Annotated in this window: 17 protein-coding genes; 16 read left to right on the top strand and 1 reads right to left on the bottom strand. The window is 36.2% G+C overall.

Features of this window, described 5'->3' with window-relative positions; genetic code table 11:
• Positions 1-16 precede the first annotated feature (16 nt).
• Both MLC35_RS07030 and MLC35_RS07025 read left to right on the top strand, forming a co-directional pair.
• Positions 17-517, top strand: a complete 501-nt coding sequence (locus MLC35_RS07030; RefSeq protein WP_434636337.1) for a nucleoside 2-deoxyribosyltransferase — start codon at positions 17-19, stop codon at positions 515-517.
• The gene (locus tag MLC35_RS07025; protein WP_434636335.1) at positions 514-3,105 is read left to right on the top strand and encodes an ABC transporter substrate-binding protein; all 2,592 of its coding nucleotides are present in this window, start codon (positions 514-516) and stop codon (positions 3,103-3,105) included. The genes MLC35_RS07030 and MLC35_RS07025 overlap by 4 nt, the downstream gene beginning before the upstream one ends.
• Positions 3,106-3,108: 3 nt before the next feature.
• Here MLC35_RS07025 and MLC35_RS07020 read toward each other — a convergent pair whose 3' ends face one another.
• Positions 3,109-3,330 (bottom strand): hypothetical protein, encoded by a 222-nt coding sequence (locus tag MLC35_RS07020; RefSeq protein ID WP_434579875.1) that lies wholly within the window; start codon positions 3,328-3,330, stop codon positions 3,109-3,111.
• A 130-nt stretch (positions 3,331-3,460) separates the two neighbouring features.
• On the opposite strand from MLC35_RS07020, the gene dsbD reads away from it, so the two are divergent.
• The 14 genes from dsbD (at position 3,461) to MLC35_RS06950 (ending at position 16,424) form a co-directional block, all read left to right on the top strand.
• Positions 3,461-5,197 (top strand): protein-disulfide reductase DsbD, encoded by a 1,737-nt coding sequence (gene dsbD, locus MLC35_RS07015; protein WP_434636333.1) that lies wholly within the window; start codon positions 3,461-3,463, stop codon positions 5,195-5,197.
• Positions 5,198-5,227: 30 nt separating this feature from the next.
• Complete coding sequence (locus MLC35_RS07010; protein ID WP_434636330.1) at positions 5,228-6,322, top strand: cache domain-containing protein; 1,095 nt, start codon at positions 5,228-5,230, stop codon at positions 6,320-6,322.
• Positions 6,319-6,972 (top strand): response regulator transcription factor, encoded by a 654-nt coding sequence (locus MLC35_RS07005; RefSeq protein ID WP_151900140.1) that lies wholly within the window; start codon positions 6,319-6,321, stop codon positions 6,970-6,972. The genes MLC35_RS07010 and MLC35_RS07005 overlap by 4 nt, the downstream gene beginning before the upstream one ends.
• A complete protein-coding gene (locus tag MLC35_RS07000) occupies positions 6,962-8,119 on the top strand; it encodes a sensor histidine kinase (RefSeq protein ID WP_434636328.1) in 1,158 nt (385 codons plus the stop codon). The genes MLC35_RS07005 and MLC35_RS07000 overlap by 11 nt, the downstream gene beginning before the upstream one ends.
• A gap of 79 nt (positions 8,120-8,198) precedes the next feature.
• Positions 8,199-8,723 (top strand): sulfur oxidation c-type cytochrome SoxX, encoded by a 525-nt coding sequence (gene soxX, locus MLC35_RS06995; protein WP_151900142.1) that lies wholly within the window; start codon positions 8,199-8,201, stop codon positions 8,721-8,723.
• An 18-nt stretch (positions 8,724-8,741) separates the two neighbouring features.
• On the top strand, positions 8,742-9,209 hold the full coding sequence (soxY, locus tag MLC35_RS06990; RefSeq protein WP_151900143.1) for a thiosulfate oxidation carrier protein SoxY: 468 nt from the start codon (positions 8,742-8,744) through the stop codon (positions 9,207-9,209).
• Positions 9,210-9,260: 51 nt separating this feature from the next.
• Entirely contained in the window at positions 9,261-9,596 is a 336-nt protein-coding gene (gene soxZ / locus MLC35_RS06985) for a thiosulfate oxidation carrier complex protein SoxZ (protein WP_193149969.1), read from the top strand.
• 4 nt (positions 9,597-9,600) lie between these two features.
• A complete protein-coding gene (gene soxA, locus MLC35_RS06980) occupies positions 9,601-10,371 on the top strand; it encodes a sulfur oxidation c-type cytochrome SoxA (RefSeq protein WP_151900145.1) in 771 nt (256 codons plus the stop codon).
• Positions 10,372-10,382: 11 nt separating this feature from the next.
• On the top strand, positions 10,383-12,143 hold the full coding sequence (gene soxB, locus MLC35_RS06975) for a thiosulfohydrolase SoxB (protein ID WP_151900146.1): 1,761 nt from the start codon (positions 10,383-10,385) through the stop codon (positions 12,141-12,143).
• Positions 12,144-12,247: 104 nt separating this feature from the next.
• Positions 12,248-13,753 (top strand): OprD family outer membrane porin, encoded by a 1,506-nt coding sequence (locus MLC35_RS06970; protein ID WP_434636325.1) that lies wholly within the window; start codon positions 12,248-12,250, stop codon positions 13,751-13,753.
• A gap of 13 nt (positions 13,754-13,766) precedes the next feature.
• On the top strand, positions 13,767-14,675 hold the full coding sequence (locus MLC35_RS06965; protein ID WP_151900148.1) for an MBL fold metallo-hydrolase: 909 nt from the start codon (positions 13,767-13,769) through the stop codon (positions 14,673-14,675).
• Positions 14,668-15,042, top strand: a complete 375-nt coding sequence (locus MLC35_RS06960) for a thioredoxin family protein (protein ID WP_151900149.1) — start codon at positions 14,668-14,670, stop codon at positions 15,040-15,042. The genes MLC35_RS06965 and MLC35_RS06960 overlap by 8 nt, the downstream gene beginning before the upstream one ends.
• A 10-nt stretch (positions 15,043-15,052) precedes the next feature.
• Positions 15,053-15,487, top strand: coding sequence for a DsrE family protein (locus MLC35_RS06955; RefSeq protein ID WP_151900150.1), 435 nt, complete (start codon positions 15,053-15,055; stop codon positions 15,485-15,487).
• A 10-nt stretch (positions 15,488-15,497) separates the two neighbouring features.
• Positions 15,498-16,424, top strand: coding sequence for a DUF302 domain-containing protein (locus tag MLC35_RS06950; protein ID WP_151900151.1), 927 nt, complete (start codon positions 15,498-15,500; stop codon positions 16,422-16,424).
• Positions 16,425-16,427: the final 3 nt, after the last annotated feature.

The raw sequence follows: 16,427 nt of genomic DNA, 5'->3' as shown, positions 1-16,427 counted from the left end.
GTGAATAGAGTATTGTATGAAAAAAATCTATATAGCCGGACCTGATGTTTTTGAGCCTGATTCTGTTGCAATTGGAAAAAATTTAGTGCAATTGTGCCAAAAATATGGATATGAAGGTCTCTACCCGCTTGACAACATTGTTGATTTTTCACAGCAAAAACATAAAATTGCACAGAATATATTTGATGCAAATATTGCAATGATACAAGAGGCTGACATAGTGATAGCCAACTTAAATCCTTTTCGCGGGAAAGAGCCTGACAGCGGAACTGTTTTTGAGTGCGGATATGCCTATGGACTCAAAAAAGAGGTATACGGATACTTAAGTCCTGCCTGTAATTATATTGACAGATTTACAGAAGATGAAAGATTTGCAAAAGAGGGATCTTTTTACGATTTGGATGCAAGAGTGATAGAGGATTTTGATTATCCGCTTAATCTAATGCTCTCCTGTTCTACAAAAATTATAGAAGGCAGTTTTGAAACAGTTTTAAAATTTTTAAAAGGCAGAGAATGAGATTTTTCCTATTGATACTCTTCTTTTTATGTGGTTTCACAGAAGCCGATACAAACCGAGGACACGCTGCAGATGCCTTGGAAAAAGTCTCTTTGCAACTCCACTGGAAATATCAGTTTGAGTTTGCGGGATTTATTGCCGCCAAAGAAAAAGGATTTTACCGTGATGCCGGTCTGGATGTGGAGATCAAAGAGTACAGGACGGGGATGGATGTCGTTGATGAGGTTCTCTCACAAAGAGCAAATTACGGTATTTACAACTCTTCTATTTTACTGGAGTATCTGCAGGGAAAACCCCTGATTCTGTTGGCGTCATTTTTTAAGCGTTCCGCACTTGTATTGATTACACAGCCTTCTATCCATTCTCCCAAAGATCTGATCGGCAAAACAGTGATGTCTTCGCTTGTTGATGATTTCAGGCTTAATTTTAAACCTTATTTGGATGGATACGGCGTAAAGATAAGTGATCTTAAAATGGTTCCACAAACATACCGTGTGGATGAGTTTGCAAAAGGTGAAGTCGATGCTATGACGGCCTTTATTTCCGATCAGCCTCACAAACTTGACAAACTCGGTGTAAAATATAATATTCTGGATCCCTCAAATGATAATCTCTTTGTCTTGCAGGAGGAACTCTTTACCTCCGCTGCTGAACTGAAAAACCATCCCTACCGGGTGCATGCTTTTAAAAAAGCTTCCATAAAAGGCTGGGAATATGCTCTCTCACACAGAAAAGAGATTGCCAAAATCATTCATGAAAAATATGCGCCACAGCTGGACACAGAGACATTGGAATATGAAGCAGAAACAATCAACAAACTGATATTGCCTTTTATATATGACATAGGTTCCATAGACAGAAACTTCCTGCATAAACAGATGCAGCTTTTTAAAAATGATTTTCATGTGGGTGCGGGAAAAACACTGGATGATTTTATTGTAAAGCCCGGGATAAACGGACTCGCATTGACAGATGAGGAACAAAGATATATAGAGTTGCATAAAAAGATACCTTTGTGTGTAAATTATGATTTTTTTCCGATTGACGGATTTAAAGACGGCAGACACATTGGTATTATGGCTGATGTGTTTGCAATGATTGGCAATAAAACAGGTTTTGAGTTTATTCCTGTAGAATCACACTCAGAAGAAGAGTTGTTCCAAAAACTGCAAGAAAAAAAGTGCAAACTACTTGCAGTCGTGGCAACGAATAACAGGTATTTTACTACTGTCAGACCGACAAAACCTTTCAGCAGTACCCATTTCACATTGTTAAGCAGGCTTGACAAATCCTTTGTTGAAAACCCTCTGTTTTTAAAAGGAAAGTTGTTGCTGGTGCAAAAAAACTCATTTAAAAATTATTTAAACTATCTGTATCCCTATTTAAATATTGAAGTGGAAGAGAATAAAAATACAATGGTGAAAAAAGTGCTCGACGGCAGAGCCTATGCTATTGCATCCATAGATGAACAGGCGGACTATTTTATTGACAAATATGGATACGGAAAGCTGAAGATCAATGGATTCCTGGCAAAAGAGAGGCTGCTGCATGGAAGTATAGGTGTGCAAAAGGATGAACCGGTCTTGTACTCAATTATGCAAAAAGCTTTGAAGAGTCTTTCCAAAGAGAAGATAGAAGCAATAAAAAACAGCTGGAGACTCACGCGGTATCATGAAAGAGTTGATTACTTTCTTTTATGGATGGTTTTAGGGGTTGTTGCAATCATTTTTTTTATTATGATTTACTATCAAAGAAAATTGAAAAACTTCAATGCGGCACTTGAACAAAGAGTGCAGCAAAAAACAAAAGAACTGCAGGAGACAAATGAAATTTTAAAACACAAAGTACAGGAAAAAGCAAAAGAACTGATAAAAAAAGATGAAATTCTGACTGCACAGTCAAAACAGGCTGTAATGGGAGAAATGATCAGTATGATTGCCCATCAATGGCGACAGCCCCTAAATACAATTACGCTTCAAATTTCAAATTTACAGTTAAAATATCTTATGGGACAAAATATTTCCAAAGAGGATATTATGCAGACTTTGGAAGATATCAGTGATTCTGTTGTGTATCTTTCAGATACGATTGAGGATTTCAAGACATATTTTCGCCCAAACAAAGCTCCTCAAGAGACTGACATGAGAGGATTGCTTAAAAAAGCAATAAAATTTGTTGAGCCAAGACTCAAGTCAAATAAAATTAAGCTCCAAACAGAATGTGATTCTGAGTTGTCTGCAAATGTATATGCAAATGAACTGATACAGGTTTTACTGAATCTGTTAAACAATGCCATTGAAGCATACGAAAATAAAAAAACAGAAGATAAGATTATAAAGCTTACATGTAAACAGAGCGGTCCGAAGATTCAGATTGATGTGACTGACAAAGCGGGAGGTATAAGAAAAGAACACTTGTCCAAATTGTTTGAACCCTATTTTTCTACCAAAGGCAAAAACGGAACAGGCCTTGGACTGTACATGTCAAAAATGATTATAGAAAAACAGTTTGGAGGGAGTATCAGTGTGGAAAGTTCAATGTTTGGTACAACTTTTACCATAGTCATACCAAAAGATGTACAAAAATAATATTTAGATTTGTTTTCTTTTTACCATTGCCAAAACCATCGGGAGGTTGAGTCCGTCATTATGATATCCTTCATCTCTGCATGATTCACATTTGTCACCCATAGGGCATATGTCGTTTTGCAGGAGTTCTTGGAGGGTTGTAAAATTATTCTCTTTTATACAATCAGCTATATCTTTTAGAGTCAGCGAATTGCATACACATATTTCAGTATCTAAATCTAGCATGTTTTTAAAAACCTTTTTCTTTGATATGGAATTATAATATATTTTTATTAACACAAATTTTATATTTATGAGATACAATTACGCAAAGAATACATACAAAAATGTAATATTTTCCTAAAAGGACAGATATATGAAACTGTTGAATAAAATATTTTTAATTTTGACTTTTAGCCTCGGCTTGCTTCATGCAAGCGCTTTTTTAATGCCGGACCAGGCATTTAAACCTTATGCCAAAGTCAATGACACAATGCAGATAGAAACAGGTGTGAAAATTGCCAAAGATATTTATCTGTATGTTGATAAATTAAAAATTGAACTGATTGATGCAAAAGGTTTGTCCATACAAAGCATCACAAAGCCTGCTGTATCTGAGCACCAGGGCGACAAAGTTTATATCAAGTCACCGAATTTTATTGTTACATTGAAAAAAGATGCTTCCTTGAAAGGGATGCAAACAATAAAATTAAAAATCTCTTACCAGGGATGTTCGGAGCAGGGCTTGTGTTATGAACCAAGTACAAAAGAGTTTACACTCACAGTGGATACAGACAAACTCTCTTCAACAAACGATGCGTTAGGTACAAAAACAGAAAAAAAATCAGAGACTGACTCTATAGCAGATACGATAAAATCAAGCAGTTTTTTTGTTATTTTGGCAACTTTTTTCGGGTTTGGCGTGTTACTCTCTTTGACGCCTTGTGTATTTCCTATGATTCCTATAATTTCCGGTGTGATAATTTCTCAGGGTGAAGGACTTACGACAAAAAAAGCTTTTGCCCTCTCTTTGGTTTATGTACTTGCAATGGCTGTTGCCTATACAATTGCAGGTGTTTTAGCAGGAGTCTTTGGAGCTAATCTGCAAGCAGCATTGCAAAATCCCTGGGTTGTCTACTCTTTTGCAGGTATCTTTGTTGCTCTTGCTGCAAGTATGTTTGGTTTTTATGAATTGAAACTTCCTGATGCACTTGTAACCAAAGTAAGTACAAATACAAATCGTAACGGTTTTATAGGTGTAGCCATTATGGGATTTCTCTCAGCACTTATTGTCGGTCCCTGTGTTGCTGCTCCTTTGGCAGGTGCTTTGGTATACATAGGACAAACGGGTGATGCACTCTTAGGCGGGGCTGCACTTTTTAGTATGAGTATAGGAATGGGTGTTTTACTTGTTTTAGTCGGTGTAAGTGCCGGTAAGTTTATGCCTAAACCTGGTCCGTGGATGGTTATGGTCAATGAAATTTTTGGCGCATTAATGTTGGGTGTTGCCATTTGGATGCTTGAAAAAGTACTGCCGTCATCTGTTACTACTTTGATGTATGCAATTGTCGGAATAGGATTCAGTGTTCATTTTGGAGCCTTTGACAAAGACGGACACAGTTTCAAGCGGAGTCTGTCTTTGCTCTTGTTTCTCTACTCTTTGGCACTTTTCATGAGTGTTTTAGCAGGCGCACCAAGTATAAAACAGCCGCTTGGATTTTTAAAATCACAGGCAGCAGGTACAGTGCTTCCTGCAAATGAGAAAAAGTTGACATTTACAAAGGTAACCTCATTGGATGAGCTCAATACTTTGTTGGAAAAAAACAGAGGTAAAAAAATAATGCTTGATTTTGCAGCTGACTGGTGTACGGCATGTAAAGAACTTGAAGAGGTGACTTTTGCAGATCCGAGAGTAAAAGAAAAATTAAGTGAATATGTTCTGATTCGTGCTGACGTTACGGCAAACGGAGCAAAAGAAAAGGCACTCTCTAAGGCATATGGTGTTTTTGGTCCTCCTGTGATGATCTTTTTTGACAAAGATTTAAATGTAGAGAAATCCAAAACAATTGTAGGATTTATAGAACCGGAAGCGTTTTTAAAACATCTTCAGTAATTTGGACTAAAGAATAGAGGCGGAGTTTATTTGTTAAAAAAAATAGTAATCTTTTTTGGGGGCATTATACTGATCACATTGCTTCTGACCTTATACTACAAAAATGAAGTCAAAGAAGAAAAAATTTACCATATTATGGATCAAATGCGGCTGACACTTGATTCCCAGCTCAAATCTCATGAAATGGATGATCTGAAAATTGCGCTGCTCCTTTCAAAAAATGAAGCACTTGTCAATGCCCTGGAAAATGATGATGAAGATCTGGGCTATAAAATTTTAGAAGATATTACACAAAATATTGAAAAAAACACCGGTATGCATATACGTGCCCAGGTCATTACAAAAGAGCTGAATATCTTTGCAAGAAGCTGGGATGACATTTATGCCGGTATGCCGATAGGTGACTACAGACTGGATCTGCAATATTTCTATACGCATACAAATCCCCGTACCTCTGTAGAAATTGGACGCCGTCTGGGTATAAAGGCAACAGTGCCTGTATATAAAAACGGTAACTTTTTGGGCTTTGTGGAAGTCATCTCTTTTTTTAAATCTATAACAGACTTTTTCAGCTCCATGGGTGTTGATTTGTATGTGTTACTCGATGTAAAACACACAGATACTGCAGTTTTGATGATGCAAAACCTGACAATTGACAATTATGTTCTGGCAAACAGAAACTATAATTATGCACATATTCAAACCCTCAACCATATTGATTTTAAAGAACTGAAGCTTAACGGTGTTGTTTATGCAGATGAAAAATATATTTTTTATGAAAATATGAAAGACGGAAGTGGTACAATAATAGGAGCTTTTGTCTTTGTACTGCCAAAAAGGTATTTGGATTATTTCAGAAATCCGGAAGATGATATCTCTTTTTTAATTAATGTTACAAGAAGCGGACTGTATGATGTTGTCAAAGAAAAAAAATATCAAAACAACATATATAAAGACTACAGTGCCAAATCAATGGTCTATCTGCAGGATGTCATAGACAAAGAAGAGAGACAGCTGTTTTTTGACGAAGCCTATGAAAAATTTGACAAATATTCCAAAGACGAGTTGATTCAAATGATGCTTAACAGAAAAATTGTAAAAAAAATAGACGGGAAAATTAAATGAAAATTTTACTTTTGGAAGATGAATACTCTTTGCGTATCAGCGTAGAAGAATTTTTGAGTGATCTTGGATATGAAGTAGACGGGATTACGGATGGACTTGAAGCATATGATGCTGTTTATGATAAAAGTTATGATCTGCTTCTTTTGGATGTAAATGTTCCCTCTTTGAACGGTTTTGAACTTTTAAAAAAACTGCGTGCAGATGAAATTACAACACCTGCCATATTCCTAACATCAATGACGGATGTTGATGATTTAAAAGAGGGTTACAAAAGAGGGTGCTGTGACTATATCCGCAAGCCGTTTGACCTCGAAGAGCTTGAACTGCGTATAGATCAGGCAATTGCAAGTCATTTGCAAAATGACGGTAACAGTGTAGAACTCGGCTGTGGTCTGGTGTATGATTTGAAAAAAAGCAAACTGACGAAAGATGATGAAGAGATTGTACTGAGAAAAACAGAAAAAGATTTGCTTGAAGTGCTTATCAAGCATAAAAACTCTATAGTTTCTACAGAAATGTTTCAAGATGAAGTATGGGGAGAGTATGTGGAACCGGCTACAATACGAGTTCAGCTCAACAATCTTAAAAAGAAACTTCCACAGGCAGTCATACAAAACAGACGCGGTTTAGGGTACATTATTGAAAGATAATAAATATTCGGCAAAATATGCGCTTATTTATACTTTTTTGGTTTCCGGCATACTGCTGACGCCTCTGTTTTTTTATTTCGTCTATATGAAAAACATCCATTCTATTCAAAATGAACTTTTTTTAAAAGAAAAGTCTCTTTTGGTGGTAAAAGCGATGGAAGAATTTAACCAGGATGATGAATATTTTGAGTACCCAAGGTTTAAAACATTTCAGTCAGGTCTTTATGACGAAGGTTTTCATCCGATTTTTACCTTGATTGACACTCCGATCAATTATTTTAAAGAGGGATATTATTTAGAAGGCAACAACGCCTACCTCATTGTAACCTTGCCCAAAGAGAGATATTTCGGTGCGAGATATCTTATACTGAAAAATGAAATCTCCTTTGCACCTGTGTATGAAAAAGTGTTTATTATCCTTTTTACCATTGTTGTCTTCGTCTTTATACTGAGTCTCTTTTTTCTAGGCAGTTTCGCCAAACCTTTTCAAAGAATAAACAAGCAGCTGGACAACTTTATAAAAGACTCCATGCATGAAATAAATACACCCCTCTCTATCATTAATGTAAATATTGATCTTTACAACAGAAAATATGAACAAAACAAATATATGCAGAGAATGAAAGCTGCCGCAAAAGTACTTTCTAATATCTACAATGATATGGACTATCTTATAAAATATGAACGCTTGCATCATGAAAAAAAAGATATAGATCTTGCCGAGTTTTTAAAAGAACGTATAGAGTATTTTAATGAAGTTGCCAAAATGAAAAATATTCAGATCAATGCATCAATACAGGAGTGCGGAATGGTATATATGAATGACAAAGAACTGCAGCGTCTCATAGACAACAATATATCCAATGCCATAAAATACTCGTATGAAAATTCAAATATTGATATTACGCTGTATAAAGAAAACGAAAAATGCTGTTTGAGTTTTAAAGACTATGGTGTAGGCATTGAAAAAGTTGAAAAGATATTTAGCAGATATTACAGAGAAGACAGCAGTAAAGGCGGTTTTGGAATAGGGCTCAATATAGTAAAAGCAATCATAGACAAAGAAAATATAGAACTTGAAATAGAGTCACTTCCGAAGCAGGGAAGTCTGTTTATCTACACATTTCCTAAAAAAAAGACAAATTAAATATAAATAAAACTGATTTTACATAAATTTTACATTTAGTAGTTACACTTACTCCATAAAACAAATAGGAGGAACGAGAATGAAGAAAACTGTTATGATGTCATTACTTGTGGGTGTTTCATTATTTGCTACTGATTATAGCAAAGTAATAACACATCCGGATGCGAGTAAGATGATAGAAAAAGATTTGTTAGCACCACCAAAAGTATATAGTATGCCAGCCGGTTGTGTAACAACTGACCCTGATGCAATAGCAAGAGGTGCATATATTTTCCATAACTTAAACGGAAAAAAGGCAAAGAAAAACCCGCCAAAAGGTTTGTCTAGAAAAACGAAAGACGGAAAAGTCAAGCAATATGGAAACTGTGTTGCCTGCCATAATATAGAAGGTGCTAAAGGTGCCGGTAATATAGGTCCTGATTTAACTGACTATAGAGAAAACTTTATAGAGAGTGGTGCAAGAGACAACCAGTTTGTTTTTCAAAAAATAGCTGATGCCCGTATTGACAATCCGGATACTCATATGACAATTAACTTAACAACCAAGTTATTCACTCCAAGAGAAATATGTGATATTACTTCATATATTGTTGCTCCAAAATAATTATAAGGAATTTAAACTATGCAAAGAAGAGATTTTTTCAAAAAACTAGGAACAGTAGCTGCGGTATCAGCTGTTATGCCAGCGATGAGTTTTGCCGGTGGTTCGAAACCTATAAGTCCAAATAAAATGGATTATAATACTGCTGTAAACACGATAACAGGTGGGAAAACCCCTAAACCTTCAAAAAAAGTAAAATTAAAAGTTCCGGAAATTGCGGAAAACGGTGCAGTTGTTCCTGTAACAGTTACAGTTGATTCTCCAATGACTGAGAGTAATTATGTAAAAGCTATTCATATTTTAACAGGAAAAAATTCAAATGCTCGTACAATTGATGTTTATTTGACTCCTGCTAACGGCAAAGCAATGTTTTCAACACGTATTAAACTTGGTGGTACGCAAAAAGTAACTGCTTTGGTAGAGTTGAGCAATGGAGAGTTTTTAACAGCTTCTCAAAGTGTTAAAGTAACTATTGGTGGTTGTGGTTGATTCTAACCAAACATTTAAAGTCAAGAAAAATATAAAATAGAGGAATTGAAAATGCAAGAAAGAAAGTCACTGATTAAAATCAAGCCAAAAAGATATAAAAACGGCGAGATAGTCAAAGTTAGTTTTATGGTTATGCACCCAATGCATACTGGTATGGCTAAAGATAAAAAAACGAAAAAAATTATTCCGGCAAAATATATAAACAGTGTAAAGTTTATTTATAACGGAAAAGAAATTACAAGTATGAAAGTCTGGGAGTCATTATCTGTAAACCCTGTATTTACTACATACATGAAAATTAACGGCAAAGGGAAACTGACTGTTAAATATACGGATAATACTGGCGAAGCGCACGAAAAAACCAAAAAGATTAAACCAAAAGGATAATCAAATGAAAACAGGTATTAAAATAGCTCTATCAGTTGCAATGCTTGCTTCATTATCTTATGGTGGTGAGCAATTTGCAATGAGCGACGCAGACCGTGCAATGTACGCAGAGATGTCAGAGAACAATCCTGCCGACATTATGGTGGCTGACGGTGAAGAATTACTAGGTTATATGGGTGGAGACGAAGGTCTTGCAAAATATCTTGGTGTGACCGAAGATGAACTGCCGGCATATATAGCAGGGTTTCCCCGTTATATCAAAAAGTTTGACATGGTTGTAGGAATTGACCAGGTAATTCAGGCAATGATGGCAGACGGTGGTCACAAACCACTGAAGCTTAAAAGTGGAAACATGTTTGCAATGGTGGCATATGTGAAATCTATTGCAAACGGCGAAAAGATAAACATAGATGTAACAGCAAACAAGCAGATGAAAGAAGCTTATGCACTGGGTTTAAAGACATATATGACAAAACGCGGCGGTCGCGGACTTTCATGTAACTCTTGTCATGCTCCTGCTGTAGTCGGCCGTATTTTAAGAACACAGCCGCTTCCGGATTTAGGTGCAAAAGGTGCAAAAGCTGCGGCAACATGGCCGGCATACAGAATGACAAAATCATCTTTAAGAACACTGCAACGCCGTTTTCAGGGATGTATGAAAAATGCACTTTTAAAAGTTATACCGCTCGGTTCAAAACAGATGGTAGCACTTGAAGTGTATTTAACAAATAAAGCAAAGGGCGCTGAAATTTCAATCCCTGGTTTAAAAAGATAGAAGGTTAATTAATGGAAATTTCTAGAAGAGATTTTATGCACATTGCAGCGATATTTGGACTGACTGCAGCTACAAGCAGCTTTGCAAGTTCACAAAAAATAGAGCAGATTGGTTTAAAAGATATATACCAGTTTAATTCAATGGGTAATTTTACACTGATGCATATATGTGATTTACATGCACATATAAAACCACTGTACTGGAGAGAGCCCTCAACATTGATCTCTGCTCCAAACCTTGTGGGAACACCTGGGTTTTTATGTGGTGAAGCATTTGCAAAGCATTATGGACTTGAACCAAGTTCTCTTGATGCATATTTCGACACATATATAGACTTTAGCAAATTGGCTAAAAAGTTTGGAAAAATGGGCGGTATCGCGCACATTAAAACTTTGACAAATCACATTATAAAAGAACGCGGAAAAGAGAATGTACTTTTCCTTGATTCCGGTGATACATGGCAGGGAACTGGTGTGGCACTGAAAACCGCTGGCGAAGCTATTGTAAAAGCCCAAAATTATCTTGGAATTGACACTATGGTCGGGCACTGGGAATTTACCTATGGGAAAGAGAGAGTCAAAGAGCTGATTGAGATGCTTGATGCGAAATTTATTTCTCAAAATATCATAGGTGATGATCCTTTTGCTGATGAGTATGAAGAGTTGATTTTTGAACCGTATACTATTGAAGAGCGTGGTGGGGCAAAAATCGGAATTATCGGACAATCCTTTCCGTTTACATCTACTGCGAACCCAAAAGAGTTTACAGAGGGTTGGAGTTTTGGTTTAAGACTTGAAACACTTCAAGAATATGTAGATGAGTTGAAAAATGAGAAAAAAGTGGACTGCGTTGTTGTGCTTTCGCACGATGGATTCAGCGTTGATCAGGAAGTGGCGCGTAAAGTTAAAGGTATCGACTTTATTTTAAGCGGTCATACACATGACCCTTCACCGGAACCTATTGTAATTAACGGTACTGTTATCGTTATTGCAGGAAGTCACGGAAAATATATAGGTCGTTTGGATATTGATGCAAAAAACGGAAAAGTGAACGGATATGAGTACAAACTGATTCCTATTGCTTCGCATATTATTCCGGCAGATCCGGAGGGTGTAAAGCTTGTCAATGAATTGTATGCTCCTTTTGATAAAGAGTTTAATGAAGTGTTAGGCCGAACAAAAGGAATGCTTTATAAGCGTGATACATTCTTCTCAACATTTGATCAGCTCATCAATGATGCAATTATGGATGAGATGAAATGTGATGTCTCTTTTACTCCAGGATACAGATGGGGAACAACAGTGCTTGCCGGTGACAATATTTTAATGGACAATGTATATGAGATGTGTGGGATTACCTATCCTGATGTGTATACATTTGAGTTAAAAGGTGAAAAAATTGCAACACTTTTAGAAGATATTGCAGATAATGTTTTTAATGCAAACCCTCTATACCAGCAGGGTGGTGACATGAGCCGTCTTGGCGGTGTAACCTATTCTATCGCCGTTTCAAACAAAGCGGGTGAGAGAATATCAAATCTTAAGATTGGAGGTAAACCTATAGACTTGAAGAAAACATATATAGTCTCATCATGGGGTGGGAACCTGCAAAAAGCAGGCGCCAACTTGCAAACTGACAAAATTCGTCCGGTTTATGATGTTGTACGTGATTATATTAAAAAGAAAAAAGTGGTTGATGTGAGTAACAAAGGTAATGTTACTATACTAGATTACAGTTGTGGCTGTCCGACTAAGGGGTCAAGAGGCTGCTAAAGGAACAGGAGGCAGCTGCAACTGCCTCCTGCATCTGAATGTGTTAACAATAACATAATCAAACAAAGTTATTATAACACTTTTAAATTAATAAAGGAAAGAAAATGAAATTATTAAAACTAAGTGCTGTTGCAGCATTATCATGTGCATTGTCAATTTCAGCAAATGCTGCTGAAACTAAACCAAAACGTGAATTAAAAAACAATATGATGGTTAAAACAAATATTGTACCGGGGGAAGTTGATAGCCTTTCTGAAATGTTTACAGAAGGCATGTTCTATGGTCGAATAAGAACAAACTACTTTAAATGGGACTGGAAGAATGACGATACAGCTGCTACTGGGAATAAAGATAACGAAGCCTTTGGTTTAGGGGGCAGTTTACTTTATAAATCTGCATCGTACAATGGTGTAAGTGCAATGGCAGGATTTTATTTTACAAGTAGTCCTATTGCTGCATTACGTCAAGATGAGGCAGATATAAAGTATGTAAAAGCAGGAAAAGATACATTTAGCCGTTATCAAATTAGTACGACAGGAGTTTGGGAATATTCAGTATTGGCAGAAGCAAATATTCAGTATGAGGTTTCTAAAACTAAAGTGATAGCCGGTCGTCAAATTTTTGAATCTTTTTTGACGAAATCTAATGATACAAAAATGATTCCAAATACTTTTGAAGCTGTTGTTTTAGAGACAAAAGAATTGGCTAAAACAAAAATTAGAGGTGCATATATTACTGCACAAAAACTGCGTGATCATACAACTTTTCATGATGTAATTACATTTAAAGATGAAGCTGGTAACAGTTGGGCCAATAATGATGATTCAGCAGTGCATAAAGGTTTGAGTTATCAAAATTTTGTTACTGCTGGAGAAGATGTGAATCATGAATTAATTGTTATTGATTTACATAATACATCAATTGAAAATCTTAAAGTAGATGTTACTTATGGTAGTGTTCCTGGTGTTGTGTCATCAATTACAGGAGAATTAAATTATAAGATAGCTTTATCAGGTGGATATTCGTTAACTCCAGGTGTTCGTTATATGAACCAAATGGATAACGGCGGAGGAGCCGTTGGTGGTGCTACTTTAAAAGGTACATTAGCTATCGATAAAGCACCTGCAACAAACCTGGGATATAAAGATAGATATACGCTTGACAGTTCTCTTTGGATGGCTCGTTTAGTCCTTAAAAAAGGTGCATTTAAAGCAAAAATTGCTTACTCTGCAGTTGAAGATGCAGCGGATATCGTAGCACCATGGAGAGGATTCCCAACGGGTGGGTATACACGTGCTATGGCACAGTATAACTGGTATGCCAATACTAAAACTGCAGCTGCAGAATTGCATTATGATTTTAATAAAGCTGGTTTGATTACTGGTTTTAGTGCAATGGCTCGTTATGCAATACAAAACTTTGATGAAGCAAAACAAGCTGCCGGTGTTCAAGCAGACAGTAATATACTACATGTAGACTTACGTGAAAACTTTGGAAATGGACTGTATGCTAAGATACGTGTTGGCTTAGTATCAGCTGATAGTCGTGTAAGTGGCGTAGAAAAAGATTCATATAACGAATACCGTTTCGAATTAAACTACCTGTTTTAAAAAGGATTATGCTTTGAAGTCATTTTTGTTGAGTATTGTATTATTTCATTCTCTCCTTTCTTACGATTACAAACTTCAGCCTGAAAAAGTAGATGAGATCACCACTCACTGCTTTTTTGGGCTACCAGAAGTGATGGATGAGCATAACAACGGAAACATGTCCAATTCATGTTTTGTTACCCTTGGGAGCAGCTATCTTGTGATAGATAGTGGTCCCACGTATCAGTATGCCCAGCAGGCATATCAAAAGATGAAAGCTATCAAAAATCTTCCTGTCTCTTATGTTATAAACACACATGTTCATGATGATCATTGGCTTGGAAATAGTTACTATGCGACACTTGGTGCCAAAATCATAGGATCAGAGGCATTTAAAGAACTTCCTAAGTTGGAACAAACACGCATGCAAAGAAGAATATCTGCCGAGGCATATAAAAAAACGACACAGGTCTTTCCGACTGTTTTTGTAAAAAAAGAAAAAGTTTTACAGATTAACGGAAACAAAGTATATATCAAAAGTGTAAATCATAAAGCGCACACAAACAGTGATCTTTACGTTTACATACCAAGCAAAAAAATTGTCTTTGTAGGCGACCTTGTGTTTAATCAAAGACTTCCTTCACTTCGAGACGGGGACATAAGCGGCTGGTTGGAGGCTCTTGAACAAATAAAGAAAATGGATGTTCAGTATATTATCGGCGGGCATGGAGAAAATATAGATAAAAAAGCCGTTGATTTTACCTATAATTATCTGAAGACCTTAAAAAAAGAAGTAAAAAAAAGGCTGGAAGCGGGTGAAGATATCGCTGATGTTGTAAATGAGGTTAAAATGAAAAAGTATGAAAATGACCCTTTTTATGATTCCATCCACAGACAGAATGTAGAAACAGCTTATAGAATGTTGGAGTGGGAAGATGAGTAAAATTATATTTTTAGTTTTGTTAAGTGCTTTTTCTTTATGGGGTCTTGAATTTCATACTTATGAAGAAGCGTTAAAAATCCAAAAACAAAACAATAAAATTATTATGATAGATGTCATACGTTCGGATTGTCAGTACTGCATCAAAATGAAAAAAGAGGTTTTTGATGATCCGGAAATGTCAGAATGGATAGAAGAACGTTTTATTCCCGTGGAATTGAACCTTGACTTTGATGAACTGCCTTTGGGATTACATGTATATTTTACACCGACTTTTTTCTTTGTAGACAAAAATCAAAAAATAATTAAACAGATTCCGGGTTCATGGAATATTCAGGATTTTAAAGATTTAACAAAAAACATAAAATAAAGGATAATTCATGCTAAAATTTACACTAATTTTACTAAGCTTTTGTATTCTCTCGTTTGCAGATACAGAGTATGCAGAGCCCAAACCTTCTATAGACAATCCGAGACAAATTGTCTTTTCAGTCACAGAAGATTCTCCGCATGCACTGGATCACATACTCAGTGTCGCAAACAATGTTTTGAAGTTTTACGGACCGGAAAAAGTAGAGATGAAAATCGTTGCCTATTCCAAGGGGATAAAACTTTTGGACAGACATGTGAAAGAGACTGCTGTGCGCGTAGATGCTCTGATGCAGTATGATGTAGAATTTGTTGCGTGTGGAAACACAATGCGGACACTGCATATAAAAAAAGAAGACCTTGTTGACGGCTCCGTTGTAGTAACCGCAGGTGTGGTTGAACTGCTGGAGAGTGTTAAAGCAGGTTGGATTTATATTAAACCATAGGAAAAGAAAAATGAAAAAACTAATTACACTGGCAATTGTACTTTTTTGTGCAGTTTCACTCCAGGCAAAAGGAGACTTGCATCTTTTCAGTATAGAAAACAAAGATGGAAAAATTACTCCATATACTATTGAACAGGCGCTGAACAACGGCGGTTTCCATGTAGAGCTTAACAGCAATATGATAGGACCGTTTAAAAAACAGTTTAAAGAGACACAATACAAAGTTTTTACTTTAATGACATTCTGGAGTAAAAAATACACAAGAGATTTGGTGATTAAGTATCCAAAAGCGGGTGTTTTTACACCGATGGGTATGGGAATCTATCAGGCAAAAAATGAAAATACTTTGCATTTTTCTGTGTTGAGCGCAGAGGCACAGGGAAAAATATTAGGGATTAAAGACCTGTCTCTTCTAAAAAAGATAGAAACAGACGTGCTTGCAGTGATAAAAAAGAATTTTCCAAAAGCAAAGCATACTTACAGTGAAGACAGTTTAAAAACATCACATAATTTAGTAACAGTTTATGAGATGGAAGTAGATGAGGATGAAGACCCTGATGATGTGCTGGATGAACTTCAAATGAACCTTGAAGGCGCATTTAAACCATACGGGTTTGTTGTTCCCCAGTTTATGGATCTCAACGAAGTACTTACACAAGACGGAACAAAAGAGTCACCGTTTGATTTTTATATTACTTATTCTATCTGTAAACTGCCGGTTATTTATACTGTTTCAAAAAGCAGACCTGAAGCATCGGCATTTGCACCATGTACAACAATGTTGTATAAGAAAAAAGGAGAAAATAAAGTTGTCGTAGGTTTTCCGGCTGTGTATAACTGGCTGAGTTCTGCAAAAGTTGAAGACAAAGAGGCGAAAGCGACACTCTTAAAAGCACAAAAAGATTTCGAATCTATTTTGAAAGATATTACAGAGTAGAAG

Source organism: Sulfurimonas sp. NW7, assembly GCF_051132265.1.
Classification (GTDB): domain Bacteria; phylum Campylobacterota; class Campylobacteria; order Campylobacterales; family Sulfurimonadaceae; genus Sulfurimonas; species Sulfurimonas hydrogeniphila.
This window is presented reverse-complemented; position numbering and strand designations above follow the sequence as displayed.